This window comes from Anaerolineales bacterium, from assembly GCA_025808555.1.
In the GTDB taxonomy this organism is placed as follows: domain Bacteria; phylum Chloroflexota; class Anaerolineae; order Anaerolineales; family UBA11579; genus JAMCZK01.
This window is the reverse complement of record CP075526.1, coordinates 2,038,201-2,064,143: the sequence shown is the minus strand read 5'-3', so window position 1 is coordinate 2,064,143 and position 25,943 is coordinate 2,038,201. Positions and strand designations below refer to the sequence as shown.

Annotated in this window: 31 protein-coding genes and 2 tRNA genes; 17 read left to right on the top strand and 16 right to left on the bottom strand. The window is 61.6% G+C overall.

Going from position 1 to position 25,943, the window contains the following annotated elements; all coding sequences use genetic code 11:
• Positions 1–102 precede the first annotated feature (102 nt).
• On the top strand, positions 103–468 hold the full coding sequence (locus KIT08_10340; GenBank protein UYN89482.1) for a nitroreductase family deazaflavin-dependent oxidoreductase: 366 nt from the start codon (positions 103–105) through the stop codon (positions 466–468).
• Here the strand turns inward: KIT08_10340 and KIT08_10335 are convergent.
• The 9 genes from KIT08_10335 to KIT08_10295 all read right to left on the bottom strand — a co-directional run bounded on the left by KIT08_10335 (position 460) and on the right by KIT08_10295 (position 9,517).
• The gene (locus tag KIT08_10335) at positions 460–1,260 is read right to left on the bottom strand and encodes a YaaA family protein (protein UYN89481.1); all 801 of its coding nucleotides are present in this window, start codon (positions 1,258–1,260) and stop codon (positions 460–462) included. The genes KIT08_10340 and KIT08_10335 overlap by 9 nt on opposite strands.
• 60 nt (positions 1,261–1,320) lie before the next feature.
• Entirely contained in the window at positions 1,321–1,818 is a 498-nt protein-coding gene (locus tag KIT08_10330) for a hypothetical protein (GenBank protein UYN89480.1), read from the bottom strand.
• A gap of 190 nt (positions 1,819–2,008) precedes the next feature.
• On the bottom strand, positions 2,009–3,247 hold the full coding sequence (locus KIT08_10325; GenBank protein UYN89479.1) for a YcaQ family DNA glycosylase: 1,239 nt from the start codon (positions 3,245–3,247) through the stop codon (positions 2,009–2,011).
• Between the two features lie 177 nt (positions 3,248–3,424).
• Positions 3,425–3,496: transfer RNA gene (locus tag KIT08_10320), tRNA-Met, on the bottom strand.
• 59 nt (positions 3,497–3,555) lie between these two features.
• The gene (locus tag KIT08_10315) at positions 3,556–5,331 is read right to left on the bottom strand and encodes a hypothetical protein (protein ID UYN89478.1); all 1,776 of its coding nucleotides are present in this window, start codon (positions 5,329–5,331) and stop codon (positions 3,556–3,558) included.
• 44 nt (positions 5,332–5,375) lie between these two features.
• On the bottom strand, positions 5,376–5,642 hold the full coding sequence (locus tag KIT08_10310; GenBank protein ID UYN89477.1) for a hypothetical protein: 267 nt from the start codon (positions 5,640–5,642) through the stop codon (positions 5,376–5,378).
• 9 nt (positions 5,643–5,651) lie between these two features.
• Positions 5,652–6,071, bottom strand: coding sequence for a vitamin K epoxide reductase family protein (locus KIT08_10305; GenBank protein UYN89476.1), 420 nt, complete (start codon positions 6,069–6,071; stop codon positions 5,652–5,654).
• A gap of 12 nt (positions 6,072–6,083) precedes the next feature.
• Positions 6,084–7,298 (bottom strand): molybdopterin molybdotransferase MoeA, encoded by a 1,215-nt coding sequence (locus tag KIT08_10300; protein UYN89475.1) that lies wholly within the window; start codon positions 7,296–7,298, stop codon positions 6,084–6,086.
• A gap of 11 nt (positions 7,299–7,309) precedes the next feature.
• Positions 7,310–9,517, bottom strand: a complete 2,208-nt coding sequence (locus KIT08_10295) for a bifunctional (p)ppGpp synthetase/guanosine-3',5'-bis(diphosphate) 3'-pyrophosphohydrolase (protein ID UYN89474.1) — start codon at positions 9,515–9,517, stop codon at positions 7,310–7,312.
• Between the two features lie 382 nt (positions 9,518–9,899).
• Here KIT08_10295 and fabG point away from each other — a divergent pair, with 382 nt between their 5' ends.
• The 8 genes from fabG to KIT08_10255 all read left to right on the top strand — a co-directional run bounded on the left by fabG (position 9,900) and on the right by KIT08_10255 (position 14,874).
• Positions 9,900–10,661: a 3-oxoacyl-[acyl-carrier-protein] reductase gene (gene fabG / locus KIT08_10290; protein UYN89473.1), complete on the top strand. Its 762-nt coding sequence runs from the start codon at positions 9,900–9,902 to the stop codon at positions 10,659–10,661.
• Positions 10,662–10,663: 2 nt separating this feature from the next.
• Positions 10,664–10,999, top strand: coding sequence for an Asp23/Gls24 family envelope stress response protein (locus KIT08_10285; GenBank protein UYN89472.1), 336 nt, complete (start codon positions 10,664–10,666; stop codon positions 10,997–10,999).
• Between the two features lie 2 nt (positions 11,000–11,001).
• The gene (gene nusB / locus KIT08_10280; GenBank protein ID UYN89471.1) at positions 11,002–11,442 is read left to right on the top strand and encodes a transcription antitermination factor NusB; all 441 of its coding nucleotides are present in this window, start codon (positions 11,002–11,004) and stop codon (positions 11,440–11,442) included.
• Positions 11,443–11,457: 15 nt separating this feature from the next.
• On the top strand, positions 11,458–11,847 hold the full coding sequence (locus KIT08_10275) for a twin-arginine translocase TatA/TatE family subunit (protein ID UYN89470.1): 390 nt from the start codon (positions 11,458–11,460) through the stop codon (positions 11,845–11,847).
• Complete coding sequence (gene tatC, locus KIT08_10270) at positions 11,844–12,695, top strand: twin-arginine translocase subunit TatC (GenBank protein ID UYN89469.1); 852 nt, start codon at positions 11,844–11,846, stop codon at positions 12,693–12,695. Before KIT08_10275 ends, tatC begins: the two co-directional genes overlap by 4 nt.
• Positions 12,695–13,978, top strand: a complete 1,284-nt coding sequence (locus KIT08_10265) for a hypothetical protein (protein UYN89468.1) — start codon at positions 12,695–12,697, stop codon at positions 13,976–13,978. The genes tatC and KIT08_10265 overlap by 1 nt, the downstream gene beginning before the upstream one ends.
• A gap of 85 nt (positions 13,979–14,063) precedes the next feature.
• On the top strand, positions 14,064–14,492 hold the full coding sequence (locus KIT08_10260; protein ID UYN89467.1) for a hypothetical protein: 429 nt from the start codon (positions 14,064–14,066) through the stop codon (positions 14,490–14,492).
• Positions 14,493–14,511: 19 nt separating this feature from the next.
• The gene (locus KIT08_10255; GenBank protein UYN89466.1) at positions 14,512–14,874 is read left to right on the top strand and encodes a YtxH domain-containing protein; all 363 of its coding nucleotides are present in this window, start codon (positions 14,512–14,514) and stop codon (positions 14,872–14,874) included.
• Between the two features lie 417 nt (positions 14,875–15,291).
• Here KIT08_10255 and KIT08_10250 read toward each other — a convergent pair whose 3' ends face one another.
• From KIT08_10250 to KIT08_10230, 5 genes are all read right to left on the bottom strand, one after another.
• Positions 15,292–16,854 carry an NAD(P)H-hydrate dehydratase gene (locus tag KIT08_10250; protein UYN89465.1) on the bottom strand — a complete coding sequence of 521 codons (1,563 nt, stop codon included), beginning with the start codon at positions 16,852–16,854 and terminating at the stop codon, positions 15,292–15,294.
• Positions 16,855–16,948: 94 nt separating this feature from the next.
• Positions 16,949–17,350 carry a hypothetical protein gene (locus KIT08_10245; GenBank protein ID UYN89464.1) on the bottom strand — a complete coding sequence of 134 codons (402 nt, stop codon included), beginning with the start codon at positions 17,348–17,350 and terminating at the stop codon, positions 16,949–16,951.
• 1 nt (position 17,351) lies between these two features.
• Positions 17,352–17,792 carry a DUF1905 domain-containing protein gene (locus tag KIT08_10240; protein UYN89463.1) on the bottom strand — a complete coding sequence of 147 codons (441 nt, stop codon included), beginning with the start codon at positions 17,790–17,792 and terminating at the stop codon, positions 17,352–17,354.
• Positions 17,789–18,067 (bottom strand): DUF2277 domain-containing protein, encoded by a 279-nt coding sequence (locus KIT08_10235; protein ID UYN89462.1) that lies wholly within the window; start codon positions 18,065–18,067, stop codon positions 17,789–17,791. The genes KIT08_10240 and KIT08_10235 overlap by 4 nt, the downstream gene beginning before the upstream one ends.
• 238 nt (positions 18,068–18,305) lie before the next feature.
• A tRNA-Leu gene (locus tag KIT08_10230) sits at positions 18,306–18,387 on the bottom strand.
• Positions 18,388–18,476: 89 nt separating this feature from the next.
• Between KIT08_10230 and plsX the strand changes: the two genes are divergently transcribed.
• From plsX to KIT08_10205, 5 genes are all read left to right on the top strand, one after another.
• On the top strand, positions 18,477–19,484 hold the full coding sequence (plsX, locus tag KIT08_10225) for a phosphate acyltransferase PlsX (protein UYN89461.1): 1,008 nt from the start codon (positions 18,477–18,479) through the stop codon (positions 19,482–19,484).
• Positions 19,484–20,176 (top strand): hypothetical protein, encoded by a 693-nt coding sequence (locus tag KIT08_10220; protein ID UYN89460.1) that lies wholly within the window; start codon positions 19,484–19,486, stop codon positions 20,174–20,176. The genes plsX and KIT08_10220 overlap by 1 nt, the downstream gene beginning before the upstream one ends.
• A gap of 86 nt (positions 20,177–20,262) precedes the next feature.
• On the top strand, positions 20,263–20,664 hold the full coding sequence (locus KIT08_10215; protein UYN89459.1) for a hypothetical protein: 402 nt from the start codon (positions 20,263–20,265) through the stop codon (positions 20,662–20,664).
• 134 nt (positions 20,665–20,798) lie between these two features.
• Entirely contained in the window at positions 20,799–20,936 is a 138-nt protein-coding gene (locus KIT08_10210) for a hypothetical protein (GenBank protein UYN89458.1), read from the top strand.
• A gap of 15 nt (positions 20,937–20,951) precedes the next feature.
• Positions 20,952–21,302 (top strand): hypothetical protein, encoded by a 351-nt coding sequence (locus KIT08_10205; GenBank protein ID UYN89457.1) that lies wholly within the window; start codon positions 20,952–20,954, stop codon positions 21,300–21,302.
• A gap of 92 nt (positions 21,303–21,394) precedes the next feature.
• Here the strand turns inward: KIT08_10205 and KIT08_10200 are convergent, their stop codons facing one another.
• Both KIT08_10200 and KIT08_10195 read right to left on the bottom strand, forming a co-directional pair.
• Positions 21,395–21,772 carry a DoxX family protein gene (locus KIT08_10200; GenBank protein UYN89456.1) on the bottom strand — a complete coding sequence of 126 codons (378 nt, stop codon included), beginning with the start codon at positions 21,770–21,772 and terminating at the stop codon, positions 21,395–21,397.
• Positions 21,773–21,775: 3 nt separating this feature from the next.
• Positions 21,776–22,189 carry a DoxX family protein gene (locus KIT08_10195; protein ID UYN89455.1) on the bottom strand — a complete coding sequence of 138 codons (414 nt, stop codon included), beginning with the start codon at positions 22,187–22,189 and terminating at the stop codon, positions 21,776–21,778.
• A 120-nt stretch (positions 22,190–22,309) separates the two neighbouring features.
• On the opposite strand from KIT08_10195, the gene KIT08_10190 reads away from it, so the two are divergent.
• From KIT08_10190 to KIT08_10180, 3 genes are all read left to right on the top strand, one after another.
• Positions 22,310–23,002 (top strand): TetR family transcriptional regulator, encoded by a 693-nt coding sequence (locus KIT08_10190; GenBank protein ID UYN89454.1) that lies wholly within the window; start codon positions 22,310–22,312, stop codon positions 23,000–23,002.
• Positions 23,003–23,020: 18 nt separating this feature from the next.
• Positions 23,021–24,526 (top strand): carboxypeptidase M32, encoded by a 1,506-nt coding sequence (locus KIT08_10185; GenBank protein ID UYN89453.1) that lies wholly within the window; start codon positions 23,021–23,023, stop codon positions 24,524–24,526.
• Between the two features lie 161 nt (positions 24,527–24,687).
• On the top strand, positions 24,688–25,941 hold the full coding sequence (locus tag KIT08_10180; GenBank protein ID UYN89452.1) for an MFS transporter: 1,254 nt from the start codon (positions 24,688–24,690) through the stop codon (positions 25,939–25,941).
• Positions 25,942–25,943 lie beyond the last annotated feature (2 nt).

Genomic DNA, 25,943 nt, shown 5'->3' with positions numbered 1-25,943 from the left:
GGGCACCCAGACGTTTATCTATGCACAGTATATCCGGCACTCATTCTGTGTCAAGCTATTTGACTAAGAATATCGTTAGCTGCGGATTAATGGAGTGAAATTATGACCAGTGAATTTAATACATTTGCCAGCGTGGATTACTGCTACCTCACCACCATTGGCCGCATCAGCGGCAAGCCTCACGAGATCGAGATCTGGTTCGGGCTGGATGACAGCACGCTGTACCTGCTCTCCGGGGGCGGGCACTCCAGCGACTGGGTCAAGAACCTGCTGGCCCAGCCCGCTGTGCAAGTGCGCCTCGCCAAGCAAACCTTCCAGGCCAACGGACGCATTGTGGTGGATGCCGAGGAGCAACTGCTGGCCCGCCGCCTGCTAGCCGCCAAGTACTATCACTGGGAGACGGGCGCGCCATTGAATGACTGGGCCGCCACCGCCCTGCCCGTGGCGCTGGATGTAAAACTAGCTTAGCCCCGCCTTATCCTGCATGCGGATGCTGAGCCCTGTGCCGCCAAAATCCTTGCATACGAACACCGGCGTGTCCGGCGTGCTGCGCTTCTTGTCGTAGCGGTAGCCGATCTCGTCGAAGCCCGGCAGGTCAGCCGCATCCTTGATGCGGTTGACCAGCAGCCAGTGGGCGAACGCACCGCGCGCCACCTTGGCATGCACGGTCACGAACGCCGGCTCGCCGGTTTTGCGATTAATGGTCAGGAACTTGGGGCTGACGAAGCGTTCCGCATCCATGTACGGCGTCACCACATCGTAATATTCCTTGGCCGCCAGGTTAACGACGACACCCTTGGTGGGCAGCGTGTCCGCCACCATGCTGCCCCAGAACGCGTACATGTCTTTGTGCGCGAAGCCGGGCAGCTTGTAGCCCATCTCCAGCCGGTACGGCGCAATGCCATCCAGCGGGCGCAGCACGCCGTATAAGCCTGAGAGGATGCGCAGTGTCTTGTGGGCGTACTCGCGCTCCGCCATGCGGAGGCTGGGCGCCTGCATGCCGCTGTAGATATCGCCAATAAAGCTGTCGAGGGCCGCGGTCTGCTGGCCGGGCGCATCGGTCCAAGCCGCTATCAGCGCATGCGTCTTGGCCGCTAGCGGTGCTGATAGCTTCATCATGCTGGCCAGCTTGGCCGGGCTCAGCGACTTGAGATAGTTGTCAAGCTCACGTGCCTGGGGCAGTAGCTGCGGTGTATCCAGCCTGCCTACCTGCCCCGGCGCCGAGCGCATGGCCTTGGATGAATGCAAAAGGATCAGCATGTGCTGATTCTAGCAAACAAAAAGCCCTGGCAATGCCAGGGCTTTTTGTCTATTGCCATCTTAGTTGGTGTACTCAAAGGTCTGAATGACCTGGTCAAGCAATTGCAGGTCACCCATGCCGCTGATCTCCAGGTATTCATCTCCCAGCACAAAAAAGTAAGTCAGGCTTTCCTCGCCAGAGGAGATCAGGCGCATGCGTACGCCGGCTGGGCCGCCATCCGGCGTCACTTCGGTTTCCTCAGCAATAATGATTCCAGAGTTGTTGAAGGCAGTGCGGCGCATTTCAAGACGGGCGCCCAGGTCACCTTTCGGATCCCACTGGTAGACCGTGATCTGCAGCAGGCTTTCGCCTTCCGGCACCTCCGTTAGCCCAGCCGAGCCGGGATCCCACGAGGCGATTTGCACATAGTCGCCGCGTGACCCGCTCTCGCCGCCCAGGATATTCCAGCTCGCGGGGTACTGCAGGCTAAAGCGTCCTTCTGCGTCTTGGTACGTGGTTGCTTCAAAGCTGGGCGTCTCAGGCTGAGCAGTCTCGGCCTGCGCTGTGGGTTCAGCCACAGTCGGTGCTGGCTCCAGTGAAATACTCGTCGGCTGCGGCGGTGCCGCACAGGCGACCAATAGCAGAGCAAACAAAGTGAGGCAAAGTTTCTTCATAGTGGCGCTACTCCAGGGAGCGCGTACGCAACAAGGCGCATGTCTACTAACGCCGCAAAGGCCCAAATTGTTTCCGATCTGAATAAAGGCCAGATTAAGGCTTGACCTGCGCCAGCCGCTTGCGCAGCATTGGCTCCTTGACTGCCTTGGCATTGAGCTTATCCGCACCCAGAAAGCCAACAAAACTTTCGAAACCGGCGGCCAGGGCTTCGGCAAATGCTTCGTTCTTCGCCAGGCGATTGTCCTCAAGCCAGAAGCCTAGGATGACATACGTGTTGGTGGTGCGATCCAGCTTGCTGTCAAAGCGCGCCACCAACCGCTCACCCCACATCACTGGCAGCGTGTAGTAGCCATACTTGCGTTTGCTCTCAGGCTTGTAGACTTCCCACACGTACTCGAAGTCAAACAGGGTCTTGGCCCGCCCGCGGGCGCTGACCGGCTCCAGCGGTGCGAAAAAGGTGACCTCCTGCTCGGTCGTGGCGCCCAACGGCTTCCATGCCTTCGGCACGCGCCCCGCCGCCAGCTCCTTCAGCAGCTTGGCGTCGCGGGCCAGCGCGCATTGCGGCTGCTTCCAGCCCTCGACCTGCACCTCGATGATCTCCAGCTCCGTCAGCAATTGCTCACGCAAACTACCGATCCTGTTAAACGGCACGCCCCGGTAATACGCTTCTGCTGTGCGCTTGAGCCAGGTCAGCCCGTTATGGCTAATTTCTTTGCGCACCAGAAAGCGGTCGGTCTCCGCTTCACTGGCTTCATAGATCAGTTCTTTTGGCGCAACAGACTCGGTCAGCGCATAAACCCGCTCAAAATTCGAGCGGTGGTGGGTCATCACCTCGCCGATCCGCCAGAGGTAATACAAGGCCACGGCGCTGTCCTTGCGCCCGCGGTAACTATTCGTGCGCGTGCGGGCTGCCATTTCAAAGTCACGGTTGCTCACCGTGCCGCGCTCGCGCAGCACCTGGCGCATCTCCTGGATAGCGGCGGCATGCTCCTTGGCTGTTTTCACATGACCCGTGTCGCGCTCGCGCCGCATCACTACGCGCCAATACGGCAGCTCATCCATGGGGCGCACCGCCAGCCACCCACCCCAGTCAAAGAACTTGCGCTGTTTGTAGGCAACCTGCTCCCACAGGCCGGGCTTGTACCCTTGCACCCGAGCGTGCAGCTTGATGTCGTGGCTGCGGGCAATGATCTGCAGCGGGTCCAGTTGCAGGTACTCCATGGCGCGCATGGCCTTCTCGGTGCCGGCCGCACCTTTCCAGCGGCGGCCGGGCCACAGCCCCTGCTTGCCAAGGATGAAACGCCGGGCGGTCTGTTGATCGATCGTGAGCATGCGCCAATTCTAGAACAAAAAAGCCCCGAACGGCTTCGGGGCTTTTTTCTGTCAAGGGATTGATGTAGCCCTTCCGCACGGCACTGCTATGCAGACAGTCCGCGCAACATCAACCTGCCTAACAGACAAGCAATGGTGATTTAAACACGAAACCCCGAGCATGCTCGGGGTTTCGTGTGGCGAGGGTGAGATTCGAACTCACGACCAAGGGCTTATGAGTCCCCTGCTCTACCACTGAGCTACCTCGCCGAATTAAGAACGCGGGCGAGTTTACTATGTGGGTAATCGTATGTCAACGCTGCAGTCGCTTACGGAATCTGCGGGAACAAGGCCAGCACCGCGCTGATCAGCTCGGGCTCATCCGGCAGCAGCAGCCATACCACTTCGGCGCCGTTGCCAAGCAGGCAGGCGGCCTGGCCGCCGGCCTGCCAGCAGCGCCCGCGGCCCAGCTCGCCCGGCGCGCCGCCAAAGCGCAGCGAGAGATACTGCTGCACGCCGGCATGCAACTCCTGGCCGTTGGCGGCATCATCGGCCAACCAGTGCTGCACCATCGCCACCTGGCCATCGCTGGCGCGCCAGTACACTTGCAGGCTATCTCCGCCCCAGCCGGCCGCGGCGGTGATGGCGCTCTCTTCCGGAATGCGCGCCGCGCTATCCGCGCCGGCGGCCAGCACCAGGCGCGTCAGCCATTCGCCCAGGCTGCCATTCGCCTGCTGCTCCCAGCCCGCGCCCAGTGCAGTCGCCAGGTCCACAGCTTGCACATTCAGCGCAGCTTCATCGGCGGCAAATTTATCCGGATGCAGGATCTGCTCAGTGGTGCTGGGCGGGTTCGTATACGCCGCATTCACCTGCTCCCAGCCGCCTTCTGTGTGCAAGCTGCGCACAAAAGCCAGCCCGGTTTCGGCGGCGAAGCGCACATCCAGCACAGCGAAGTCTGATGGGGTGCCGGATTGCAGGCGCGCATAGTTGGGCGCAGGCAGGCTGGCCGGGTCAAACGCGGCCGAGCCGTGTGCGCTCAACCATTCTTCGCCGGTCAAATTCGCATCGCCCTGCAGCATCGCCTGCGCAGCGCGGCAGGCGTCATCGAACACGGTGCAGCGCTGGGCGTCGGTGAACAGCGCTGCATGCGCATCCGCCGCCAGCGCCAAACCAAAGGTGCGCGCATAGGCATAAGCCAGCCCATCGCTGAGCTGGCTGCCCACAAGATACACGCGGCGTTGGGCGGCGTTGTAGGCCGCGCCATACCCGTCAAGTTGCTTATTGATTGCGTAGTCTTGCAATGAGCCGGCTTGTGACAGCAAGCCCAAAGCGCGCAAGGCGCGCTCGCTGCGCTGGGTCTCGGCCGGGTTGCTGGGAATAAAGGTCGAGAGTTGTTCGCGGGCGGAGCTGTCCTGCACCAATACCGCCTGTACCGGCCGCGTGGTCGCCAGGCCGCGCAGTTGGCTGGCCTGCTCGCCGATCGTGTCCAGCAAGGCTTGCGCCTCCGGCTGCAAAGTTGCCACGGGGCCAGGCTCCGGCGTGTCGGTGGCCTCCGTCGGCAGCACGCCGCCGGTGGGCGTCCACACGGCTGGCAGGGTGCGGAAGGGCTGATTGGTGGCGGTGGGCAACGCGCCCTGGCCACCGCCCAGCAGATCGCCGCCAAAGAACCAGGCCAGCGCCAAGAGCGCCAGCAGCAGCAACCCGATCAGGATGCCGCGCAGAGGTGATTTTCCCTTTGGGTGTGGCTCAGGCTCCTGAGGGCGCAGCTCCTGTTCCAGGTCACTGGTCGGCGCAAACGCCGGCGTGATGGGCGGCGCAGGGGCCTCGAAGGCGGGCTTGGGTTTCGGCGGCGGGGGCGCCTCGCCGCGCAAGGTGCGCAAGCGGTCTCGGGCGCGCACGAAGTCAGGCTGGGCTTTGAGGGCCTGCATCAGCGCATACTGCTTGCGCTGCGGGTCATCCACCACAAAACTGAGCAGGTACCATGCCTGGGCATTATCGGGCTGGGTGCGCAGCAGTTCCACCAGCTGGGCACGCGCAGTCTCGCCCTTGCCGGCGCGGATCAAGTCTGCGATTTTCTTGAGGTTAGGCAGCGCGTTGGCGCTCATGCGGGCATTATATACGCGCTAGCGCCCACGGCGAATAGGCGGGTCTATTCGTCGTCGAGGTCTTCTTCGTCTTCCTCTTCTTCTTCGGAGTCGTCGTCTTCGTCCTCGTCATCTTCGTCGGGGGCGAAGCCGGCCTCTTCCCACTCCTCTTCGAGGGCCTCGTTATCCTCCCAGGCATCCTCCGCCGAGACTTCGCCGGCGGCGGCGTAGGTAAGACAACCCTCCTCCGCATCCAGCTCTACAGCCGCGGCGGCACAGTAGCCTTCGTCGAGAAAAACGCAATCAGCATAATGACAGCGAATTCGTGGCATGGCGACCTTCTAGGCAGTTTGCATGTCGTTGCGCAGGCGCATGATCGAGATGATGAGCATGGCAACCAGGATGACGGCCGAGATCACGCAGAACGGGCAAATGGCGTGAATGACGTAGAGCTCAAGATAGGTGAGATAAGCGGAGTACAGCACGCCAATCAGCGAGAGGCCGAACACGATCAGGCTGCCATTGATGGCGAAGAAATCGCTGCGCTCTTCCAGCAGCAGGATGATGAGCATCACCAGGTAGGCGCCGCCGCCGATGGCGGCGATGGGAATGCCCCACAAGGAGGCGTACGGACTGGTGTTGACGATGGCGCAACCGCCGCCCACGGCGCACACTCCATCTTCCACCAGCTTGACGTATGTGAGGTAGATCGAATCCAACAAGCCCAGGATACTGAGGGCGATCAAGATCTTTCTAAGCAAGCGGCGCCTCCACTATAGCGGCCAAACTTCTACAAGAGACTTTGCACGAATTTTCTTTACGCCCGCCGGCACATGCAACAATGCGTGGGCCTGAACGAGCGAATAAAGATTACCTGAACCCTGATGGCCTGTCAAATAAACCTGCCACTCGCGCGGGTGAGAGTGAATTAAGACGCGCAAGTAGCTTTCGCGGCCGTCTGACTCCACTGTTTCCATTAACCGAGCCCGCACGGCCTGGCGCTGCCAGCCCCGTACCCCGCCCAGCTTGTGCAGCGCGGCGCGCAGGAACACCTCGAAGCCGACGAAGGCCGAGGCGGGGTTGCCGGGCAACCCGACGAACGGAACGTTCTTGTATTGGCCAAAGGTGAACGGCTTACCCGGGCGCATGTTGACCTTCCAGGCATCGATGCTGCCGTCACTCTCCACCGCGGCGCGCACAAAATCAAATGAGCCCACGCTCACGCCGGCCGAAGAGACGATGAGGTCCGCCCCGGCCTCAACGGCGCGCTCCAGATGGGCTTTGACATCCGCCAGCGTGTCCTTGGCGGTTCCCAGCAGCAGCGGCTCGGCGCCGGCGCCCTGCACCAAACCCTGCAGCGTGAACGAGTTGGTTTCATAAATCTTGCCGGCTTGCAATTTCTCGCCCGGCGCCAGCAGCTCATCGCCTGAGGAGAAGATGGCCACGCGCGGCCTGCGGTGGACTTGTAGCTCGCCCTGCCCCAGCATGGCGCACAGCGCCAGTTCCTGCGGGCGCAGGCGCGTGCCAGCGGCCAGCAACTGCTGGCCGTTGGCAAAGTCCTGCCCGGCCGGGCGCACATATGCGCCGGTGTCCACCGGCGCATACACCTGCACCACGGCCGGCAGCGCATTGTCTGCCTGATTGTGCGCATCGGTGTCTTCCACCGGCACCACGGCATCGGCGCCGGCGGGCATCGCCGCGCCGGTCATGATGCGCATGCTGTGCCCGGGCTGCAGCGTGGTGCTGGCCGATTTGCCAGCCGGGATGTCGCCCGCCACCAATAGACCCTTGGGTTTCTGGCGGCTGGCGCCCTGCACATCATCCGAGCGGACGGCAAAGCCATCCATGCTGGAGTTATCAAAGCGCGGCGAAGCGAAGGGCGCGGCTATGTCCTCGGCCAGCACGCGGCCGTTGGCCTCAGCCAACGGCACGCTTTGCGTGCCGGTCACCGGCAGGCCGTCGAGCAATTTTTGCAGAGCTTCGTCCACGGAGAGCATGATCACCCGGGGCGCACGCGGCGCGCCTCCAGCACATTCGGTAACGTTTCCACCCTGGTTAACACACGGCTCAGCTGGGCAATGTTGTCGACGTTCAAGACCAGATCGAACGTGGCCTGGTTACGGTCCACATCCACTTTGACCTGGCTCATGCTCACGCCTTCGTCGGCGATCAGGGTTGAGACATCCCGCATCAGGCCGTCACGGTCGTACGCCAGAATGCGCACCGCGACCGGGTAGGTGCTCTTGGGCGCGCCCCACGAGACTTGCACCAGGCGCTCACGGTCACGCACGCGCAAAATGTTGGGGCAATCCCTACGATGGATGGTGGCGCCGCGGCCACGGGTGATGTAGCCCACAATGGGGTCACCCGGCACCGGCTTGCAGCATTTGGCCATCGCAGTCAGCAGACCCTGCAGGCCCAGCACGGTGACGGTGTCGCCGCTGGTGAAAGGCGTCTGCCGCCCAGGCGGCAGCGGCTCTACTTTCTGCTCGCGCTCGCCCAGATTCAGCTTGGCGATCAGCCGCCCGACGGAAAGGTCGCCCGTGCCCAGCGCCTCGTACAGGTCATCGGCTTCTTTATAACCAGCCTCTTTTACCAGGCGGTCGATGTCCAGCTCTGCCAGGCTCAGGCGGCGCAGCTCGCGCTCCAGTTGGCCGCGCCCCACGCTGATGTTGAGCTCGCGGTCCTGACGCTTGAACCAGTGGCGCACCTTGGAACGCGCCCGCTCGGTGTTGAGCAGGCGCAAATTGGGGTTCAGCCAGTCACGGCTGGGGCCGCCGCGCTTGGTGGTGAGGATCTCGACCTGGTCGCCCGTACGCAGGGTGCTGTCCAGCGCCACCAGCTTGCCGTTCACCTTGGCCCCGCGGCAGCGGTGGCCCACGTCTGTGTGCACATGGTAGGCAAAGTCCAGCGGCGTGGCGCCGCTGGGCATATCAATGATGTCGCCGCGCGGCGTGAAGGCGTACACACGATCGCTGAAGACATCCGTCTTCATGGTGTCGACGAACTGGCCGGCGTCGTCCACCTCGTGCATCCAGTCCATCAACGAGCGCAGCCAGACCACACGGCGCTCGTAGTCCTTATCCTGGGGCGTGCCCTCTTTGTAACGCCAGTGGGCGGCAATGCCCAGTTCGGCGTTCTCATGCATCTGAATGGTGCGGATCTGGATCTCGAGGGGGCGGCCGTCTTCATAAATGACCGCAGTATGCAGGGATTGGTAGAAGTTGTCCTTGGGAGCGGCGATGTAGTCGTCAAATTCGCCCGGGACTGGGCGAAACTTGGAATGAATGATGCCCAATGCCTGATAACAGGTGGCCACATCATTGACAATGATGCGGGCGGCGCGCACATCGGTCAGCGCCTCAAAGGGCACGCCTTTGCGGCGCATCTTGTTGTATATGGAGTAAATATGCTTGGGGCGGCCGGAAACCTCAGCCTGGATACCCTCTTGCAGCAACATGCTCTTGAGCCGCTTCTCGATGTCATGCAGGGTCTTCTCGCGCTCCGAGCGGCGTTCAGCAATATTGGCGGCGATCTGTTTGTAGGTGCTGGGCTCAGAATGGCGGAACGCCAGGTCTTCCAGCTCCCACTTGAGCTGCCAAATACCGAGGCGGTTGGCCAGCGGGGCAAAGATGTCCAAAGTCTGCCTGGCGATGCGCTGGCGTTTTTCCTCGGGCAGGTAGCCGAGGGTGCGCATGTTGTGCAGGCGGTCGGCTAGCTTGATCAGCACCACGCGCACATCCTCGCCCATGGCCAGGAAGGTCTTGCGCAGCGTTTCCGAGGCCATGTCGGCACCGCGGCTGCGGTCCTCCTCCGGCGCTTCTTCGCTCTCTGCGGCGCGTCCGTTGCGCTTGCCCTTATTCGGGCCGCCGGTGATGCGCGAGACCCGCGGCAGCTGGCTTAGCTTGGTGACCCCCGCCACCAGCTTGGCCACTTCTTCGCCAAATTCTTTTTCGAGGTCTTTGAGGGTTACGTCAGTATCTTCTACGGTGTCGTGCAGCAGGCCGGCGGCCACCAGCACAGCCGGCACTTCCAGCTCGGCCAGGATCGTGGCGACGGCGATGCAATGATTGATGTAGGGCTCGCCGGAGGCGCGCTTTTGGCCCTCGTGGGCGCGCGCCGCAAAGCGATACGCCCGCTGGATGAGTTCATGCTCAACGGGAGTGTAGCGGCTGGGCAATTGTTCGACTAACGAGTTGATCTCCATACCGTGTCACTCAGTATAACCACCCGACTGCCGAAAGCAATATGCTGGCGCTGCTGCGCAAAGTCCACCTGCAGACAGTTTGGCAGAGATGTTGTTCGTTTTAGTGTGGGGGTACCCCGTGCAACTGAAAAGATATCTGGCCTCCCTACGTCATTGCGAGCTACAGAGCGCAAGCGCTCTGTGAGCGTGGCAAACTGGGGTTAAGAATAGGCGCAAAAAACCAGATTGCTTCAGTCGGCCGCATTGGCATGCGGCCTCTTTCGCAATGACGAGTCGGAATATGCCATGCTTTAGTCGAAGCGAGCGCCAGACGAGTATCTTGTCAAGCAAGTGAGCCCAAACGGCTTGTGTATAATCCTGTTTCTAGAGGAGCCGCATCCCCATGCCAGTCAACCCCACCCCCCTCAAAGATAAGGTCGCCGTTGTCACCGGCGGCTCACGCGGCATTGGCCGCGCCATCGCCATTGAGCTGGCCGCCCGCGGCGCCTCGGTGGTGGTCAACTACAACAGCAACGGCAAAGCGGCCCAGGATGTAGTGATGGAAGTCGTCAAGGCCGGCGGCAGCGCGGCAGCCTTCCCCGGCGACGTAGCCAAAGTAGAAGATGCCAACAACCTCATCAAAGCCGCCGTCGAGAAGTATGGCAAGATCGACATTCTGGTCAATAACGCCGGCATCACCCGTGACATGCTGATCATGATGATGAGCGAAGAATCGTGGGACGCGGTGATGGACACCAACCTCAAGGGCACTTTCAACTGCTCCAAGGCCGCGGTGCGCTACATGATGAAGGCCCGCACTGGGCGCATCATCAACATCTCCTCTATTTCCGGCCAGATCGGCAATGCCGGCCAGACCAACTATTCGGCCTCGAAAGCCGGCCAGATCGGCTTCACCAAAGCCCTGGCCCGCGAAGTCGCCTCCCGTAACATCACGGTAAACGCGGTAGCCGCCGGCTACGTGGAAACCGAGATCTGGGCCGGCGTGCCAGAAGAGGCTCGCACTGCCCTGCTGAACATGATCCCCCTCGGCCGCAAGGGCGATACCCAAGACATCGCCACCGCGGTCGCCTTCCTCGCCTCCGATGAAGCCAGCTACATCACCGGCCAGACCCTGGCCGTGGATGGCGGCATGGCGATGGCCTAAGCATGAGCGAACTGCGCCCGCCCGGCCTCACCACCGTTGCCCCTGAAGTGCTGCTCTCCATCGCACGCCTGACCGCCCTGCAGGTGCCGGGCGTGTACGCCATGGCCAAGACGCCGCGCCGCGGCAAAGATGAGCACGGGACTGAGGGCGTGCTGGCCACCATCACCGGCAACGAGGTGGACCTGGAGCTGCACCTGGTGCTGGAAAAGGACACCAACCTGCGCCAGGTGGCCCGCGATGTGCAGGACCAGGTGCACCGCGCCATTGCTGAGATGGTTGGCATGCAGCCTGGCAGCATCAACGTCCACATCGAAGACATTTACTTCCCCGAAGCCTAGCGATGAAACCGCGCACTCGGGCACGCAGCCTGGCCCTACAAGCGCTGTACGAACTGGACCTCACCGCCCACCCCCAGGGCACTGTATTCGAAGCACGCGCCGCCGACTATGGGCTGGACGAAGAGCTGGAGAGCTTTGCCCGCCGCCTGGTGCTGGGCGTGCTGCCCATCCGCAAAGAGCTTGACGTCTACATTGCCGAACATGCCCCCGAATGGCCGATCGACCAGATCTCGGTCATTGACCGCAACCTGATCCGCATGGCCACCTGGGAGTTCGCCGTCAGCGGCGAAACTCCGGTCAAGGTGGCCATCAACGAAGCCGTCGAGCTGGCCAAGCGTTACGGCTCCGACAGCTCGCCGCGCTTCGTCAACGGCGTGCTGGGCAGCCTGGCCGAGCGCAGCGATGAGATCAAGCAGGCGCTGGGGCAAGTCAATCAGAATTAAGGCATTATTGTCTGTATGCAATTCCTTGGCATCAGTCCCACTGAACTGATCTTCATCATCATCATTCTGTTCGTCGTGCTTGGCCCGCAAGATCTTGTAAAGGTGGGCAGCACGCTGGGCCGCTCGATGCGCAAGCTGCGCGAATCGGGCGCGTGGAAGACGATGACCGACGCCACCCGCCAGCTGCGCGAGCTGCCGCAGACCCTGGCGCGCCAGGCCGGCGTGGACGAGCTGGAGCTGCTGAGCCGCGAGATCGGCGCCGAGCTCAAAGAGCAGCGCGAGAAGATCCAAGAGCTGGACCGCCAGTTCGTGGCCTGGACCCGTACGCCTGATAAGCCCGCTGCGGATGCGCCCAAAGCGCCCCCGCCGCTCGAATCCGAAACCAAACCACGCGAGGACGCGTGATACGCCGCTTCTTTGGGCGCGTGTGGCGCATCCTCACCGCCCCGCTGCGCTGGCTGTTCCGCCCGCTGCAGCCCTTCTTTGCGCCTGATCCGCAGGACACCCCGCTGGGCGAGACGGTGCAAAAGGCCATCGCCAACCCCGGCGATGTGCTGGCCCACCTGGCCGCGCTGCGCGGCCACCTGATGCGCTCGGTGCTGGTGCTTGTCCTCGCATCCTTCGTCACCTTCCAGTTTGCGCCGGTCATCCTGGATTGGCTGGCTGCGCCGATCGGGGGCATCGCCGCTCTCGAAGCCGTGGATGTCACCGAGCCGGTAGGCGTAGTGATGCGGGTGACCTTCTTCACCGCCTTCGCGATCAGTCTTCCCTATATCGCCTTCGAGCTGTTGCAGTTCATTGCGCCCGGGCTTACCCGCCGTTCGCGCCTGATTGGCCTGTTTGCCATCCCGCTGGTGTTGGTGCTCTTCGCCGCCGGCCTGATATTCACCTATTACGTTTTGCTGCCGCCCGCCGTTACCTTTCTTGTGAATTTCATGGATATTCCCACCCAGGTGCGCCCGGCCTCTTATGTGGCCTTTGCCACCGGGCTCATGTTCTGGATCGGGATCGCCTTCGAGTTCCCGCTGTTGTCGTTCGTGCTGGCCGCGATGGGCCTGCTGCCCGCCCGCTGGCTGAGCGCCAACTGGCGCATCGCCGTGGTGGTACTGGCCGTGCTGGCGGCGGCCATTACCCCCACGGTAGACCCGATCAATATGCTGCTGGTGTGGGCACCCCTTGTTGCTCTATACTTTATAAGCGTCGGCACGGCCTCGCTGGCCCAACGCCAGCGGGCGCGCCGCCTGGCCAAATAATGAAACGAACCCTGCTACTCGCTTTGTGCTTCCTGCTGCTGGTCGGCTGCGCCGGCCAGCCTCAGACCGCGCCCGCCACCGAGTTCAAGCTGCCCGCCTCGGTGCAAGTGGTGCTCAACGTGCTCACGCCGCAAGGCTCGCCCACCGGCGAGCCAGTACAGCTGAACATTGTGGATACGGTGACCGGCATCAGTTTCAACAGCGAGACCATCAATATGCAGCCCAGCGGCACGGGCAGTTTCGCCGCCACGCTCTCGGTGCCCCCCGGCACCTTGTTGACCTATCGCTTTACCCGCCTCAGCGTAAGCGGCAGCGTTGACGAAGTGAGCGCCAGTGGCCAGCCGCTGCTGTATCGCACCTTCCTGGTGACCGGCGCCGGGCATGTGGTGCATGACCTCATCGCCGCCTGGGCCGACCAGCCCAGCCAGCTAACCACCGGCCAGGTGGCGGGCCAGGTGACTGCCACCAGCGGCGAGCCGCTGGCGGGCATCCTCCTGCGCGCGTCTGGCCTGCAAGCCGTCACGGATGCGGAGGGTAACTTTTTCTTCGACGGGCTGACCCAGGGCCTGCACAACATCGTGGTGACCGACCCGACTGGGCGGCACCAAAGCTTCCAGCAAGGCGCCCTGGTGGCAGCCAACTCGCAAACGCCGGCCAGCATCCAGCTGCAGGCAGCCGAGATGGCCCAAGTGACCTTTATCGTGCTCCCGCATGCCAGCAACCCCAGCGGCGTGCCGGTGTACCTGCTGGGCAACCTGGGCGCCATGGCCGGCCAGCCAGTGTTGAGCGCCCATGATGGCGGCTATTCCCTGACGCTGGAGCTGCCCACCGGCACCGACCTGCGCTACAAGTACACCCTGGGCGATGGCTTGTGGAATGCTGAGCATTACACCGACGGTAATTTTGTGCTGCGCCAGCTCATCATTCCCGCCGGCACTACCCAGCTAACCGTACGTGACAATTTGCAAGAATGGAGCGCCGGCGGCGGCAGCGGCCCGATCTGGTTCGACCTGACCGCGCCGGATGATGGCAGCCCGGTCTATCTGCAGTTCAAGCTGCTGGACTGGGCCACGGCGCTGCCGATGTGGAACCTGGGCGGCGGCCGCCATGCCTACGTGCTGTACAGCCCCACCAACTTTGCCGAGCCGCTCGAATATCGTTACTGCCGAGACGCGGCCTGCACCCAGCCTGAGGTGCAGACCGGCACGCGCAGCGTGGTTGGCAATCAGCCAAACACGCAGCAAGTGCAAGACAGCGTCACTGAGTGGCAAAGCCAACCCTAACACCCCACACAACACTCACGCAGCGTTAAACAAATCAAATAAAACGCTAACGCCTGGGCGGTATAATCGCCTTTGGGTAGGACAAATGACAGACGAATTCTCGACTGAAAGCTACACTGGGGAGGCTGCCGGCCCGTCCAAGGGATTGCTTATTGGCTTAGGGGTGCTGGCAGTGTTATTTATCGGTGCCCTGGCTGCGGCGGTCTACTTCCTGCTGCAACCTGGCGCCCCCACCGAGACCATTCGAGACATCGTCATCATTCTTGTGGCATTTGAGTTCATGATCATTGGCCTGGCGCTGGTGATCCTGCTGTTCCAGCTGGCGCAGCTGCTCAACCTGCTGCAAAACGAGGTCCGTCCCATCATTGACTCCGCCAGCGAGGCAGCCAACACGCTGCGCGGAACCGCTCGTTTCCTGAGCGACAATTTGGTGGAGCCTGTCGTTAAGGTTAATGCGGGTTTGGCGGCAGCCCGCCGGGCATTGGATATGTTGAACTTTGGCCGCCGCAAGTGATATCTAAAGGAGATTAATTATGTCTGATCGAAGTGGTAGTGAATTTAGCAGCTTCTTGTCCGGCCTGCTGGTAGGCGGCCTGGTGGGTGCGGCTGTGGCCCTGCTCACCGCCCCCCACTCCGGCGAGGAGACCCGTCGCATCATCCGCGACCGCAGCATTGAGCTGCGCGACCAGGCCAGCGAAAGCCTGGAGCAGGCCGCGGCTGACGCCCGTGCCCGCGCCGATGAGCTGACCAAGATGGCCAAAGAGCGCGCTGACGAGGTGACCAAGTACGCCAAGGAGCGCACGGCTGGCCTGCGCAACCAGGCAGAGGACTTGAAGGCACGTGGCGAAGCCGCCATCGAGGCCGCCAAGAAGTCTCCCAAGAGCGCAGCCAACTAAGCACAACGCAGCAAATAAAAAGACCCGGCAAGGCCGGGTCTTTTTTGTTCTCGTTTTCGTCATTGTGAGGAGTGCGGCGGCGTAGCCGCCAAGCAACGAAGCAATCCCCAATTTGGATTTGCTAACTAGCCTGGCGATTGCTTCGTCGGCGCTACTTCGTAGCGCACTCCCCGCAATGACGGAAGATGTAGGGGCGCAGCATGCTGCGCCCGCCTAGGCCAAATTGGTACAGCAAGCTCTAGATCCCTGAGGTGCAATCCACTTCCTTGACAGCCATCCCCAAACCATAGCTCCGCGCCCAAACTCTGCTACATTCGCGCGCCGAAGCATGGGATGCAAAAAAGTTTTAACCAATTCGTCGGGAAGTTAAAAGTGCAAACTTTACGGGGAAAAGTTTTAACCTTACGGGTAAAAGTTTTAACCCAGCCCGTCCATCACTGGCAGGTGCTCAAGCAGGTCGCTGGCCAGCACAGCCGCCGTGCCCCGCTGGGCGGCGGCACGCAGGCCGGCCTGGCCGTGCAGCCACACCCCCGCGCAGGCCGCCTCGAACGCGCGGCCCGCATGGACAGCGCTCTGGGCGCGCAGGCCGGCGATCAGGCCCGCAAGTACATCGCCAGTGCCAGCCCGCGCCAAGGCGGGCGTAGCCAGCGGCAGCGTGGCGCTGCGCCCATCCGGCGCGGCCACCACGGTGAATGCGCCCTTGAGCACCACCACCTGGTGCCAGGCCTTGGCATATTGCTCGGCGATCTCAATGCGATTGCGCTGGATCTCGGCCACCGTCAGCCCAGTGAGGATGGCCATCTCGCCGGGGTGCGGGGTCAGTACCGCATCCAGCGAAAAGCGGCGGTGCCAATCTTTGTAGGCCGCCAGCAGCTTCAAACCGTCAGCATCTACAACCAGCGGCGGCAGTGTCTCTTTGAGCAGCTTGCCTACGAATTCGCCCGTGCCTTCGGTGAGACCCAGACCGGGGCCGAGCAGCAGCGCGCTCATGTTCTCCAACGCGGCGGAGATGGGCTTAGTGGCCGTGGGGCCAAAGCTGCCATCTTGCGAGGGCAGCGGCAGCCAGGTGGCTTCCGGCAGGTGCCCGGCCAGCAAAGGCTGCACCTGCTTCGACACCGCCATCTGCACCAGCCCGACCCCGCTTCGGTACGCTGCCCGCCCAGCCAGCAAGGCCGCACCGGGGTATTGCAGCGAGCCGGCCACAACCAGCAGGCTGCCGAAGGTGCCCTTATGGGCGCCCAGCGGCCGCGCCGGCAGGAAGCCGCGCACGGCCGCTTCATCAATGATCTGGCGTTTGATATCCGCCCATTGGCGAATGCGGTTGGTGATGCCAATATCGGCCAGTTCAAGTTCGCCCAGGTAGCCAAAAGCGGGCAGCGTCAGCATGCCGGCCTTGATGGCGCCCATGCAGACGGTCAGGTCGGCTTGCAAGGTCTGCAGCGCCACCTCGCCGGTGTCGCAATCCATGCCAGACGGGCAATCCACCGCCACGATGTACGGCGCGGGCTGCATGATCTCAAAGTTGGCTTTGATGGCGGCCATCAGGCGCGCAAGCCCCTCGCGCACGGGGGCGCGCACACCGGTGCCCAGAATGCCGTCCAGCACGACCGCATAGCTGCGCAGCCACTCGGCATGCTCATCAAGCTTTTCGTGATTGTCGTGGTCCAGGGTGCGGATGACCGCGCCGGCCTTGCGGGCGCGCTTGACGTACTCGTCATGGCTGAAACGTTTGCCGATCAGCAGCGCGCCCGTTTTCCAACCCGCGGCGCCCAAAGCAGCCAGCGCAACCAAAGCGTCGCTACCGTTGTTGCCGGTGCCCACCAGGGCAACTGCCGTATGTTCACGGTTGTGGCTATGCGCAAGGACCGCGTTGGCCAGCTCGCGGCCTGCATTTTCAAGCATTTGCGCATAGCTCAAGCCCAGCTCATCGGCGGCCTGCTCGATGGCGCGCATTTCTGCAACACTAACTAACTTGGACATGTCGAAGGACTTTTCCCCTAGCAGCAGGTTAGGCACAGCTGAACAATGCCTGTGCCCCAATGGATGGCTGCATGATGGTCATGTGCGTATCTTATCAAGGCTTTGGCTGCCCGGCGGCCGGGAATGATGGATGGGTGAACAGCGTGACGGCAAAGCCGATCGCCATGGCGGTATACAACGCGCCCAGCACCCACAAAAAGGGAAGCTCGGCATCACCACCCAGCAGCTTGAGCATCGCCAGGCCAGCGATCGTGAAGTGGGTCAGGTTAGCGACTACCACCGGGCGGTTGTAGATGCCTCCGGTTGGGTTGTCTCTGGTCATCCAATTCAGCATGGCGAAGGCGAAATACAGCGCGCCCACCACCTGGGCCAGCAGCAAAGTGGCCGGGCTTGGGCTGATGCCCAGTGCGGCCAGGCCAAGCTCCGGGGCAAACGAAAGCAGCACGCCGGCCGCCCCCAGCAGCCCGGCGCTGAAGAACATCAATATGCGCGCCATGCTATTTCTTCTTGGCCTTCAGGGTGGCCACGATCTTGTCAATGCGGCGCTGGCGGGTGTCGGCGGCTTTGGCGCTCTCCACCTGGCGCACGAACTCCTTCTTGGCCGAAGGCGCGCTGGCGTCATAGGCGGCTTGCAGGCCAGCCTTCTTGAGCGCGGCGGCCAGATCCTTGGGCACTTCTACGGTGCGCGGCGCGGTGTCGAGCACCAGAGCGACCTCGACCTTGTCGCCGCCTTTGAGACCGCTGGCCTCGCGGTGAGCGGCGCTGAACGGGATCAGGCTCTGCCCGTCCATGGCGCCGACGGTGCTCTGGTATTTATAGCCATTGATGGTGATCTTGACCGCCGGGCGTTTGCCGCCGCCCAGCGCCTCAAGCACCTCGGGCGGCACGGGGATGCCGGTGTTGTTGCCGGTCTGCCAAATGGTGGTCTTGTACTTCATGATCCCGCCAATCCGTAGCGCTTGGCGGCTCGCTCACGGGCGCGCTGGGCGATCACATCGCGGTCACGTGGCGGTGCGCTGGTCTCCAGCCCCTCGAGCAGCTTGTGGGTAGCCTTGGCCACCTCACGCACGGCGCGCTCGAACGCAGCCTCGTTGACCTTGGAAGGCTTTGTGTAGCCAGACACCTTGCGCACAAACTGCAAGGCGGCGGCATGCACTTCATCTTCAGTAGTGGGAGGTTCAAAATTGTAGAGGACACGAATGTTTCGGCACATGGGGAACTCCGATCAGGTGTATATGACAATTCTATCCATAATCCACTCGATCGCGACGAAGACCCGCTATCCGGCCTTGGTAAAAAGCAAAAAGGAGTTTCGTTGCTCGGCGAAGCCAGGCAGAAAATCCTAAAAAGCAAACGGCGTAAGCAGCCGAGCATGGAAACAAAAAGGAGTTTCATTGCTCGGCGGAGCCGAGTAGAAACTCCTAAAGTTCTCGCCGCTAGGCGAGACGTAGTGCGCTGGGTGGGAATCGAACCCACACGCCTTGCGGCACATGGCCCTCAACCATGCCTGTCTACCAGTTCCAGCACCAGCGCGGGACGCAGTATTATAATGCGCCGAACCTGCGCGTCAAGCAGGGCAAAAATTCCGGGCATTCGCCCTTCCCCATTCTCAGAGGAGATGCATGCGTATTGTTTTAGACGCCATGGGCAGCGATACCAACCCTGCCCCCGAAGTTGAGGCTGCGGTTGAATACGCCCGCCAATACGGCGATGGTCTCTACCTGGTAGGCGACGAGCCGCGCCTTCGCGAACTCCTGGCTGGCCGCACAGCCGGCATTGAGATCGTGCATGCCCCGGATGTCTTTGAAATGACCGACCACATCTCGCCTGGCTCGCTGCGCAAGATGCAGAACAGCATGGGCGTGGGCATGGACCTGGTGAAAGAGGGCAAGGCGCACGCCTTTGTGTCCGCCGGCAACACTGGCGGCCAGATGGCGATCGCTCTGGCGCGCCTGGGCCGCCTGCGCGGCGTCAAACGCCCGGCGCTGACGGCGCTGTTCCCGGTCAGCGGTGGCCGCTGTGCCGTGCTGGACGTAGGCGCCAATGCCGAATGCAAGCCAGAATACTTGGTGCAATTTGCGCTGCTCGGTTCGGTCTATGTTGAAAAGATGCTTGGCGTCAAGAACCCGCGTATCGGCCTGCTATCCAACGGTGAAGAGGCTGGCAAAGGCAACGAGCTGGTCAAAGCCACCTACCCCCTGCTGGAGAAAGCTGGCCTGAACTTTCGCGGCAACATGGAAGGCAAGGAGCTCTTCGGCGGCGAGGCGGACGTGATGGTCACCGACGGATTCACCGGCAACGTGCTGATGAAATCGGCCGAAGCGGTGGCCAAGCTGATCACCGAACGCCTGCGCGAAGAGATCATGTCTTCGTTCATCACTAAAATTGGCGGCCTGCTGGCACGGCCAGCGTTCCGCGGCCTGCGCAAAGACCTGGACCCGGCCGAAGTGGGTGCGGTGCCGCTGCTGGGCCTGAACGGTCTGGTGTTCGTGGCGCATGGCCGCTCTGATTCGCGCGCCCTGCTGAGCGCGCTGCGCCTGGCGCGGCAGTCTGTTGAAGTCAACCTATTGAGCTCGCTGGGCCAGGCCATCGAAAGCGGCCTGGCTGCCCTGCCTGCGGAGAGTGCCTGATGCGTTTGATCACTAATGAAAGCCTATATAAGCGCAATGCCCGTGTGGCGTTGGTGGCAAATTTGCTGGGTATGTTCCTGCTGGTGATCTCGGTTTATATGCTGTTCAACAGTTCGATGGATTTTGGGCTGTACCTGCTGTTCCTCACGGGCGGCATGATCTTCACCCAGGTCGGCACGTATTTCAACCGCTGGAACCGCCGCCCTGACCGCCAGCTGGCCCAGGCGCTCAAGTCGCTGGATAACAACTACACGCTCTACAACTACACCAGCCCGGCCTCGCATTTGCTTGTGGGGCCAAGCGGCCTGTGGATCCTGCTGCCGCGCCAAACCACCGGCACCATCACCTATGAGCCGCAACGCAAACGCTGGAAGGTGAGCAACGTGCCCTTCCTCAAGCGCCTGACGCAGGAAGGCGTGGGCAAACCTGTGAGCGAAGCCACGATCGAGGCCGAGATCCTGGACCGCTGGCTTTCGAAGCATCTGAAGGATGAGACCGTGATGGTATCCGCCGCGCTGGTGTTTCTCGACCCGGCCGCGGACGTGCAAGTGGGCACGGCCGCGCTGCCGACGGTGACGGCCAAGAAGCTCAAGCAGCTTGTGATCAAGCCAGCCCAGGGGCCGGGCATTGGCGTGCAGCGGGCCAAGCAGCTGAGCTTTTTGTTCGAGAATGCCAAACAAAAAGCCCGCTAACCGCGGTTTTCCGCAAAGATTTTCTCTGGCAACAAAGATGGCTAACTGTTACAGTTAGCCATCTTTTGCAATCCTGAGGAGGATTCATGGCTACAACCAAAAAGAGCCGCAAGACGGCTAAGAAGGCTGGCAGCAGCGTAGATCTCGCTACTGTGGGCCGCTACGTGTTCCTGGGCGGCATCGTGCTCTCCCTACTAGCAGGCCTGTTCTTTGCCTTCCCCAGCTTCACCGTGCAGCGCTTCCAGATGCCGATCGTGTATCTGCTGATCGTGCTGGCCCTGGTGGGCGGTTACCTGCACATCAGCAAAGAGGGCGAGAAGAACTTCCTGCTGACCGCTTTTGCAGTGTACTTCTTCTCTGACCGCCTGAGCTACGTGCCGAGCATTGGCAATTACCTCACTTCCATCCTTGGCGTGCTAGGCGTGTTCCTCTCCCTGGCTGCGCTGGCCGTGGCGGCCCGCAGCATTGTGAGCTGGTTCCGCGCCTAATTTGCATTCGTGCACTAATTGCAAACGCCCAGCCGGATCGGCTGGGCGTTTTGCTATTAATCTTTGTCTGGATAACACAAAGCGGTTCATTGGCGTTCTATTTGTAACGCCCACGCCAGGGCTGGCAGAAACCGATGGAAACCCTTCTAATCATCATCCTCATATTGATCGTGCTGGGAGTCATTCCCATTGGCCGCAGGCGACGCAGCTTCACCGTCGTTCAAGTGGTGCTGCTGCTTTTGCTGGTGTGGCTCATCTTGCGCTTGTTCTAGTGAAAGGAAATCTCGATGGATCGTTCTGAAATGGCACGTTGGGCGTTCATTGCCGGCCTGGTGTTGGCGGTGATTATTGCCCTGGTGACCCCTCTGCATTCTGCATTCTTGTGGATCATGATCCTGCTTGGCCTGTTTGCTGGCTACGTCTTCATCACCGAGGATATGGAGCATCATTTCTTCCTGGTGGCGATCGGTCTGGTGTTCTTCAGCCAGACCCTATCTGAGCTGCCCAGTGTTGGTGAGCCGCTAACCGCCCTACTGGTGAGCTTGTCCACCTTCTTTGGCGTGATGATCGTGGCCCTGGTGGTTCGCAATATTGTGGGCTGGATCACCGCCACCCCGCGCGGCAGCAAGCGCGTATAGTTTCGTGGTTTCCTGGCGCTCCGGCGAGCACCAGCAACAAAAAAACGCCCAGCCAATGGCTGGGCGTTTTTTATTTTTGGCATGTACGCAGGCTACAACAGGCCGAACAGCTCCCAGCGACCCCAGGCCACAAACGCGGCCAGCAACAACAGCGGTGTATTGACCGCCAGGTTCGCAAACTCCTTGCGCGCCAGGTGGAAGATGATCGCTAGTGCCATGACCACTGCCAATAGCGCGGCCGCCAGCGGTGTGAGCCAGGGCAGGATGCCGGTGAGCATCGGCAAGATCACGCCCAGTCCTCCCGCCATCTCCGCCAGGCCAATGAACCTGCGCAGGCCCGGGGAGATGGCCTGCATCCAGGCCATCTCTGGCCGGCCCTTGGCCTCCTCCGCCTTGAAGGCATGGAAGAAGCCTGCGGCGATAAAGGCAACCGCCAGCAGCGCTTGTGCGATCCAGAGTACAGTTTGCATAGATTACCAGCCGAGGCCGGCGTCCATCGAGAGGGCGCCGGCGCCAGTGAACACCAGCGCCAGGGCTGCTACGCCGAGAATGAATTCAAGTTCCCAGCCGCCCTGCGCGGCGAAGCCGACCTTGGCCATGCGAATCTTGACCACCACAGTGGCGACGAGCATGCTGATGGCCCAGCCCAACGCGACAAAGCGGGTCCCCAGGCCGATGACTGCCAGTACGGGGCCAACTGTTTCCAGCAGGGTCACGATCCAGGCCGAAAGACCAGCCAGCGGAATCCCCGCCTGCTTGAAGAAGCCGGCGACCTGGCCTACGCTCTTGATCTTGGGCAGGCCGTGAGCAAAGAAAACGATCGCCAGCCCGATGCGCAGTAGTAGCGAACCCCAATCGGGGGACAGCAATGAAACAAAAGCTTGCATCCTAAAATTTCTCCTTGTCTAAACTACAAATGTAAGGTATCCTACAGATGATAATAAGATGTTCAGTTACGTCAACCAACAATCAGCACGGACTGTTACCTAAACAACAAAAGAAGGAAAATGTTAATTACACAAGAAAAACCCAAGAATCCAGATGACCCGCGCGTCATCCGCACCCGCCGCCTTCTGGTGGACGCCCTGAACGAGCTGATGGGCGAAAAAAGCTTTGACGCCATCACCGTCAGCGAGATCGCCACGCGGGCCACGCTGAACCGCGTCACCTTCTACGCCCACTTTCAGGACAAGTATGCTCTGCTGGAATACGACATGAGCAGCCGCATCCAAGCCGAAATGCAGGCCAAGCTGGGCGCCAACCCGCGCCTCAACGAAGACATGCTGATGAACTTGCTCAGCTTCGTTTGCAATTTTCTCGAGGGAACGCAGCGCCACTGCCCGCCCCCGCGCGGCCAGATGCAAAGCCTGGTGGAGAAGCAGCTGAAGGCCCACATCTATGACGCCTTGTTGCTGGGTCTTGAAAAGCAGGCCAAGTTCAGAGCACAGGGACCCAGCGCCGAGCAAACCGCCATGGTGGCCGCCTGGGCCGTATACGGGGCGGCCTTCCAGTGGAGCCAGCAGGACGAGCGCCAGGCGGTGGCACAGTTCGTGCGCCAGGTGCTGCCGCTCATCACTACCAATTTGAGCCCTTACCTTGAAAGCGCGGCGATCAAGCCCAGCGTACAACGCGTATCTGCAGGCCGCGGCCCGGCTGCTCTGCTTGGCCCGCTGCGCCTGGGGATGCACTTTGCTTCATAATTCATCGAGGAGATACACATGGAGAACAAGCTTAAGGAACTAAAGACGCGTCTTGCCGAAGTTGCTGACCTGGGCGCCGCCGGCGCGGTGCTGGGTTGGGACCAGGCCACCTACATGCCCGCCGGCGGTGCATCGGCCCGCGGCCGCCAGATGGCCACCCTGGGCAGCATTGCCCAAGCCAAGTTCACAGACCCGGCCATTGGCCACTTGCTGGACGAGCTGGAGCCATGGGCGGCGCAGCAGGGGCCGGATTCGGACGATGCCGCGCTAATCCGCAAGACGCGCAAGGACTACAACAAGCAGGTCAAAGTATCGGCTGACTGGGTCTCACGCGCCAACCTGCACATCGCCGAGACCTACCAGGCCTGGACAGAAGCCCGCCCGGCCAATGACTTCAAATCGGTACAGGATGCGCTCAAGGTGACGCTGGACCTCAGCCGCGAGTATGCTGACTTCTTTCCCGGTTATGAGCACATCGCCGACCCGTTGATCGACGGGCCGGACCCGGGCATGAAGGCATCCAGCATTCGCAGCGTATTCAGCGAGCTGCGCAATGAGCTGGTGCCGCTGGTTCAAGCCATCACCTCGCAAAAAGAGGCCGACGACAGCCCACTGCGCAAGAGCTATCCCGAAAAGAAACAGCTGGACTTTGGCATTGAAGTGGCCAAGGATTTTGGTTATGACTTCAACCGCGGCCGCCAGGACATGACCCACCACCCCTTTTGCACCAGCTTCTCGATCACTGACGTGCGCATCACCACGCGCGTGCAGAAGAAGTATCTGGCCGACGCGCTATTCAGCACCCTGCACGAAGCCGGCCATGCCATGTATGAGCAGGGCGTCAACATGGCCTACGAGGCCACCCCGCTGGCGAGCGGCACGTCCTCCGGAGTGCATGAGAGCCAATCGCGCACGTGGGAGAATATCGTAGGCCGCAGCCGAGGCTTCTGGGAGCATTACTACCCCAAGCTCAAGGCGGCCTTCCCCACCCAGCTCAAAGGCGTGGGACTGGACAAGTTCTACCGCGCCATCAATAAGGTGGAGCGCTCGCTGATCCGCACCGATGCGGACGAGGTGACGTACAACCTGCACGTCATGCTGCGCTTCGACCTGGAGCTGCAGCTGCTGGAAGGCACGCTGGAGATCAAGGACCTGCCGGAAGCCTGGCATGCTCGCTACAAGAACGACCTGGGCATCCAAGCCCCCAGCGATGTGGACGGCGTGCTGCAGGATGTGCACTGGTACGGCGGCCTGATCGGCGGCGCGTTCCAGGGCTATACCCTGGGCAACATCATGAGTGCGCTGTTCTACGACGCGGCACTCAAAGCGCACCCCGGCATCCCGGGCGAGGTCAGCAAAGGCGAGTTCGCCACGCTGCACACCTGGCTGCGCGAGAACATCTACCAGTTTGGCTCCAAGTATGAGCCGGATGAGCTGATCCAGCGCGTCACTGGTAGGCCACTACGCATTGCTCCTTACATAAAGTACCTGCGCACCAAATACGGCGAGCTGTACAAGCTCTAAGTCTTTTGCGCTCTCTCCTCCGCAAAGGGCGGCCAGCAGAAACTGCTGGCCGCCCTTTCATGTGTGTAGCCTCCTTCGCGATGGGCTACACTTGCCTGAACAACGTAACCCCTTCGGCCTGTGCAAATGCACAGGCCGCCTTTTGTCTGTGAAAGTGACCTATGACCGATCAGAAAGTGCAAGCACAGGGCCTGGGCGCAAAGTTCATGCGCCTGTGGCAAGCCTCCTTCGCCTCAAATTTGGCGGATGGTGTGTGGCTGGCGGCCGGCCCGCTGCTGGCCGCCTCGATCACGCGTGACCCGCTGTTGATCGCTGGCCTGGCAACGGCGCAACGCCTGCCCTGGCTGCTGTTCTCGCTACCCAGTGGCGCGCTTGTTGACCGCCTGGACCGCAAGCGCATCATCTCGATCGGCAATGCCATCCGCGGCGCGCTGATCCTGGCGCTGGGCTTGTGCGCCTATTACGGCTTGCTAAATATCTATGGCATGTATGTGTTCTTCTTCCTGCTGGGGACGGTGGAGCCGTTCGTGGACAATGCATCGTTCGCCATCCTACCGCGCGTGGTGAGCCAGCCACAGCTGGAGAAGGCCAATGGCCGCCTGTTCGCCACCACAACCGTTGCCAATGATCTGGTTGGCCCGCCGGCGGGCAGCTTTATCTTCACGTTGTTTCCGCCGCTGGCTTTTTTGATCAGCGGCGTGGCGTACATGGGCTCGGCGACGTTGATGGGCGGATTGCCCGGTGAATATCATGCCCGCCGCCAGCCGGGTGCGGCAAGCCGCTTGCTGGCTGAGATCTGGGAAGGCTTTCGCTGGTTCTTGAACAACCGCGTCTTGCGCGCCCTGGCTTTCCTGGTCACACTGCAGAATTTAGTCTTCACTGCGGGTTATTCGTTGTTGGTGCTCTATGCGCAAGACCGCCTGGGGCTGAGCGCCACTGGTTATGGCTTGCTGCTCTCCGTTGGCGCCATCGGCGGGCTGGTAGGCGCCATCACAGCAGACCGGATAGGCGTGCGGCTGGGCACCGGCCGCGTCATCATCCTTGGCATTACCCTCACAGGCATTGCCTTCCTGGTGCTCGGGTTCACCTTCAGCACACCAGTCGCAGCCGCCATGCTGGCGATCAACTCCTTCTCAGTGACAATGAGCGTGACGCTGATCCTGGCGCTGCGCCAAACACTGATCCCCGATGATCTGCTGGGTCGTGTTACCAGCGTATATCGCTTCCTTGTCATTGGTGCAGCCCCCTTGGGCAGCCTGGCGGGCGGCGTGCTGGCGCGCCGCTATGAGCTTGGCACACCCTATTGGGTGGGCGGCGTGCTTATTCTGGTGGCAACTTTGTTGATGTATCGCCTAGTCAATAACAAAGCTGTGGAGCGCGCAAGAGCCGATCTAACCGCTTCGCAAGCTTCCTAAGG

What these genes read in the sequence shown, in the direction of transcription:
- KIT08_10340 (UYN89482.1), top strand. Translation starts at nt 103, where the DNA reads ATGACCAGTGAATTTAATACATTTGCCAGCGTGGATTACTGCTACCTC.
- KIT08_10335 (UYN89481.1), bottom strand. Translation starts at nt 1,260, where the DNA reads ATGCTGATCCTTTTGCATTCATCCAAGGCCATGCGCTCGGCGCCGGGG.
- KIT08_10325 (UYN89479.1), bottom strand. Translation starts at nt 3,247, where the DNA reads ATGCTCACGATCGATCAACAGACCGCCCGGCGTTTCATCCTTGGCAAG.
- KIT08_10315 (UYN89478.1), bottom strand. Translation starts at nt 5,331, where the DNA reads ATGAGCGCCAACGCGCTGCCTAACCTCAAGAAAATCGCAGACTTGATC.
- KIT08_10310 (UYN89477.1), bottom strand. Translation starts at nt 5,642, where the DNA reads ATGCCACGAATTCGCTGTCATTATGCTGATTGCGTTTTTCTCGACGAA.
- KIT08_10295 (UYN89474.1), bottom strand. Translation starts at nt 9,517, where the DNA reads ATGGAGATCAACTCGTTAGTCGAACAATTGCCCAGCCGCTACACTCCC.
- fabG (UYN89473.1), top strand. Translation starts at nt 9,900, where the DNA reads ATGCCAGTCAACCCCACCCCCCTCAAAGATAAGGTCGCCGTTGTCACC.
- KIT08_10285 (UYN89472.1), top strand. Translation starts at nt 10,664, where the DNA reads ATGAGCGAACTGCGCCCGCCCGGCCTCACCACCGTTGCCCCTGAAGTG.
- nusB (UYN89471.1), top strand. Translation starts at nt 11,002, where the DNA reads ATGAAACCGCGCACTCGGGCACGCAGCCTGGCCCTACAAGCGCTGTAC.
- KIT08_10275 (UYN89470.1), top strand. Translation starts at nt 11,458, where the DNA reads ATGCAATTCCTTGGCATCAGTCCCACTGAACTGATCTTCATCATCATC.
- KIT08_10265 (UYN89468.1), top strand. Translation starts at nt 12,695, where the DNA reads ATGAAACGAACCCTGCTACTCGCTTTGTGCTTCCTGCTGCTGGTCGGC.
- KIT08_10260 (UYN89467.1), top strand. Translation starts at nt 14,064, where the DNA reads ATGACAGACGAATTCTCGACTGAAAGCTACACTGGGGAGGCTGCCGGC.
- KIT08_10255 (UYN89466.1), top strand. Translation starts at nt 14,512, where the DNA reads ATGTCTGATCGAAGTGGTAGTGAATTTAGCAGCTTCTTGTCCGGCCTG.
- KIT08_10250 (UYN89465.1), bottom strand. Translation starts at nt 16,854, where the DNA reads ATGTCCAAGTTAGTTAGTGTTGCAGAAATGCGCGCCATCGAGCAGGCC.
- KIT08_10245 (UYN89464.1), bottom strand. Translation starts at nt 17,350, where the DNA reads ATGGCGCGCATATTGATGTTCTTCAGCGCCGGGCTGCTGGGGGCGGCC.
- KIT08_10240 (UYN89463.1), bottom strand. Translation starts at nt 17,792, where the DNA reads ATGAAGTACAAGACCACCATTTGGCAGACCGGCAACAACACCGGCATC.
- KIT08_10235 (UYN89462.1), bottom strand. Translation starts at nt 18,067, where the DNA reads ATGTGCCGAAACATTCGTGTCCTCTACAATTTTGAACCTCCCACTACT.
- plsX (UYN89461.1), top strand. Translation starts at nt 18,477, where the DNA reads ATGCGTATTGTTTTAGACGCCATGGGCAGCGATACCAACCCTGCCCCC.
- KIT08_10220 (UYN89460.1), top strand. Translation starts at nt 19,484, where the DNA reads ATGCGTTTGATCACTAATGAAAGCCTATATAAGCGCAATGCCCGTGTG.
- KIT08_10215 (UYN89459.1), top strand. Translation starts at nt 20,263, where the DNA reads ATGGCTACAACCAAAAAGAGCCGCAAGACGGCTAAGAAGGCTGGCAGC.
- KIT08_10210 (UYN89458.1), top strand. Translation starts at nt 20,799, where the DNA reads ATGGAAACCCTTCTAATCATCATCCTCATATTGATCGTGCTGGGAGTC.
- KIT08_10205 (UYN89457.1), top strand. Translation starts at nt 20,952, where the DNA reads ATGGATCGTTCTGAAATGGCACGTTGGGCGTTCATTGCCGGCCTGGTG.
- KIT08_10200 (UYN89456.1), bottom strand. Translation starts at nt 21,772, where the DNA reads ATGCAAACTGTACTCTGGATCGCACAAGCGCTGCTGGCGGTTGCCTTT.
- KIT08_10195 (UYN89455.1), bottom strand. Translation starts at nt 22,189, where the DNA reads ATGCAAGCTTTTGTTTCATTGCTGTCCCCCGATTGGGGTTCGCTACTA.
- KIT08_10190 (UYN89454.1), top strand. Translation starts at nt 22,310, where the DNA reads ATGTTAATTACACAAGAAAAACCCAAGAATCCAGATGACCCGCGCGTC.
- KIT08_10185 (UYN89453.1), top strand. Translation starts at nt 23,021, where the DNA reads ATGGAGAACAAGCTTAAGGAACTAAAGACGCGTCTTGCCGAAGTTGCT.
- KIT08_10180 (UYN89452.1), top strand. Translation starts at nt 24,688, where the DNA reads ATGACCGATCAGAAAGTGCAAGCACAGGGCCTGGGCGCAAAGTTCATG.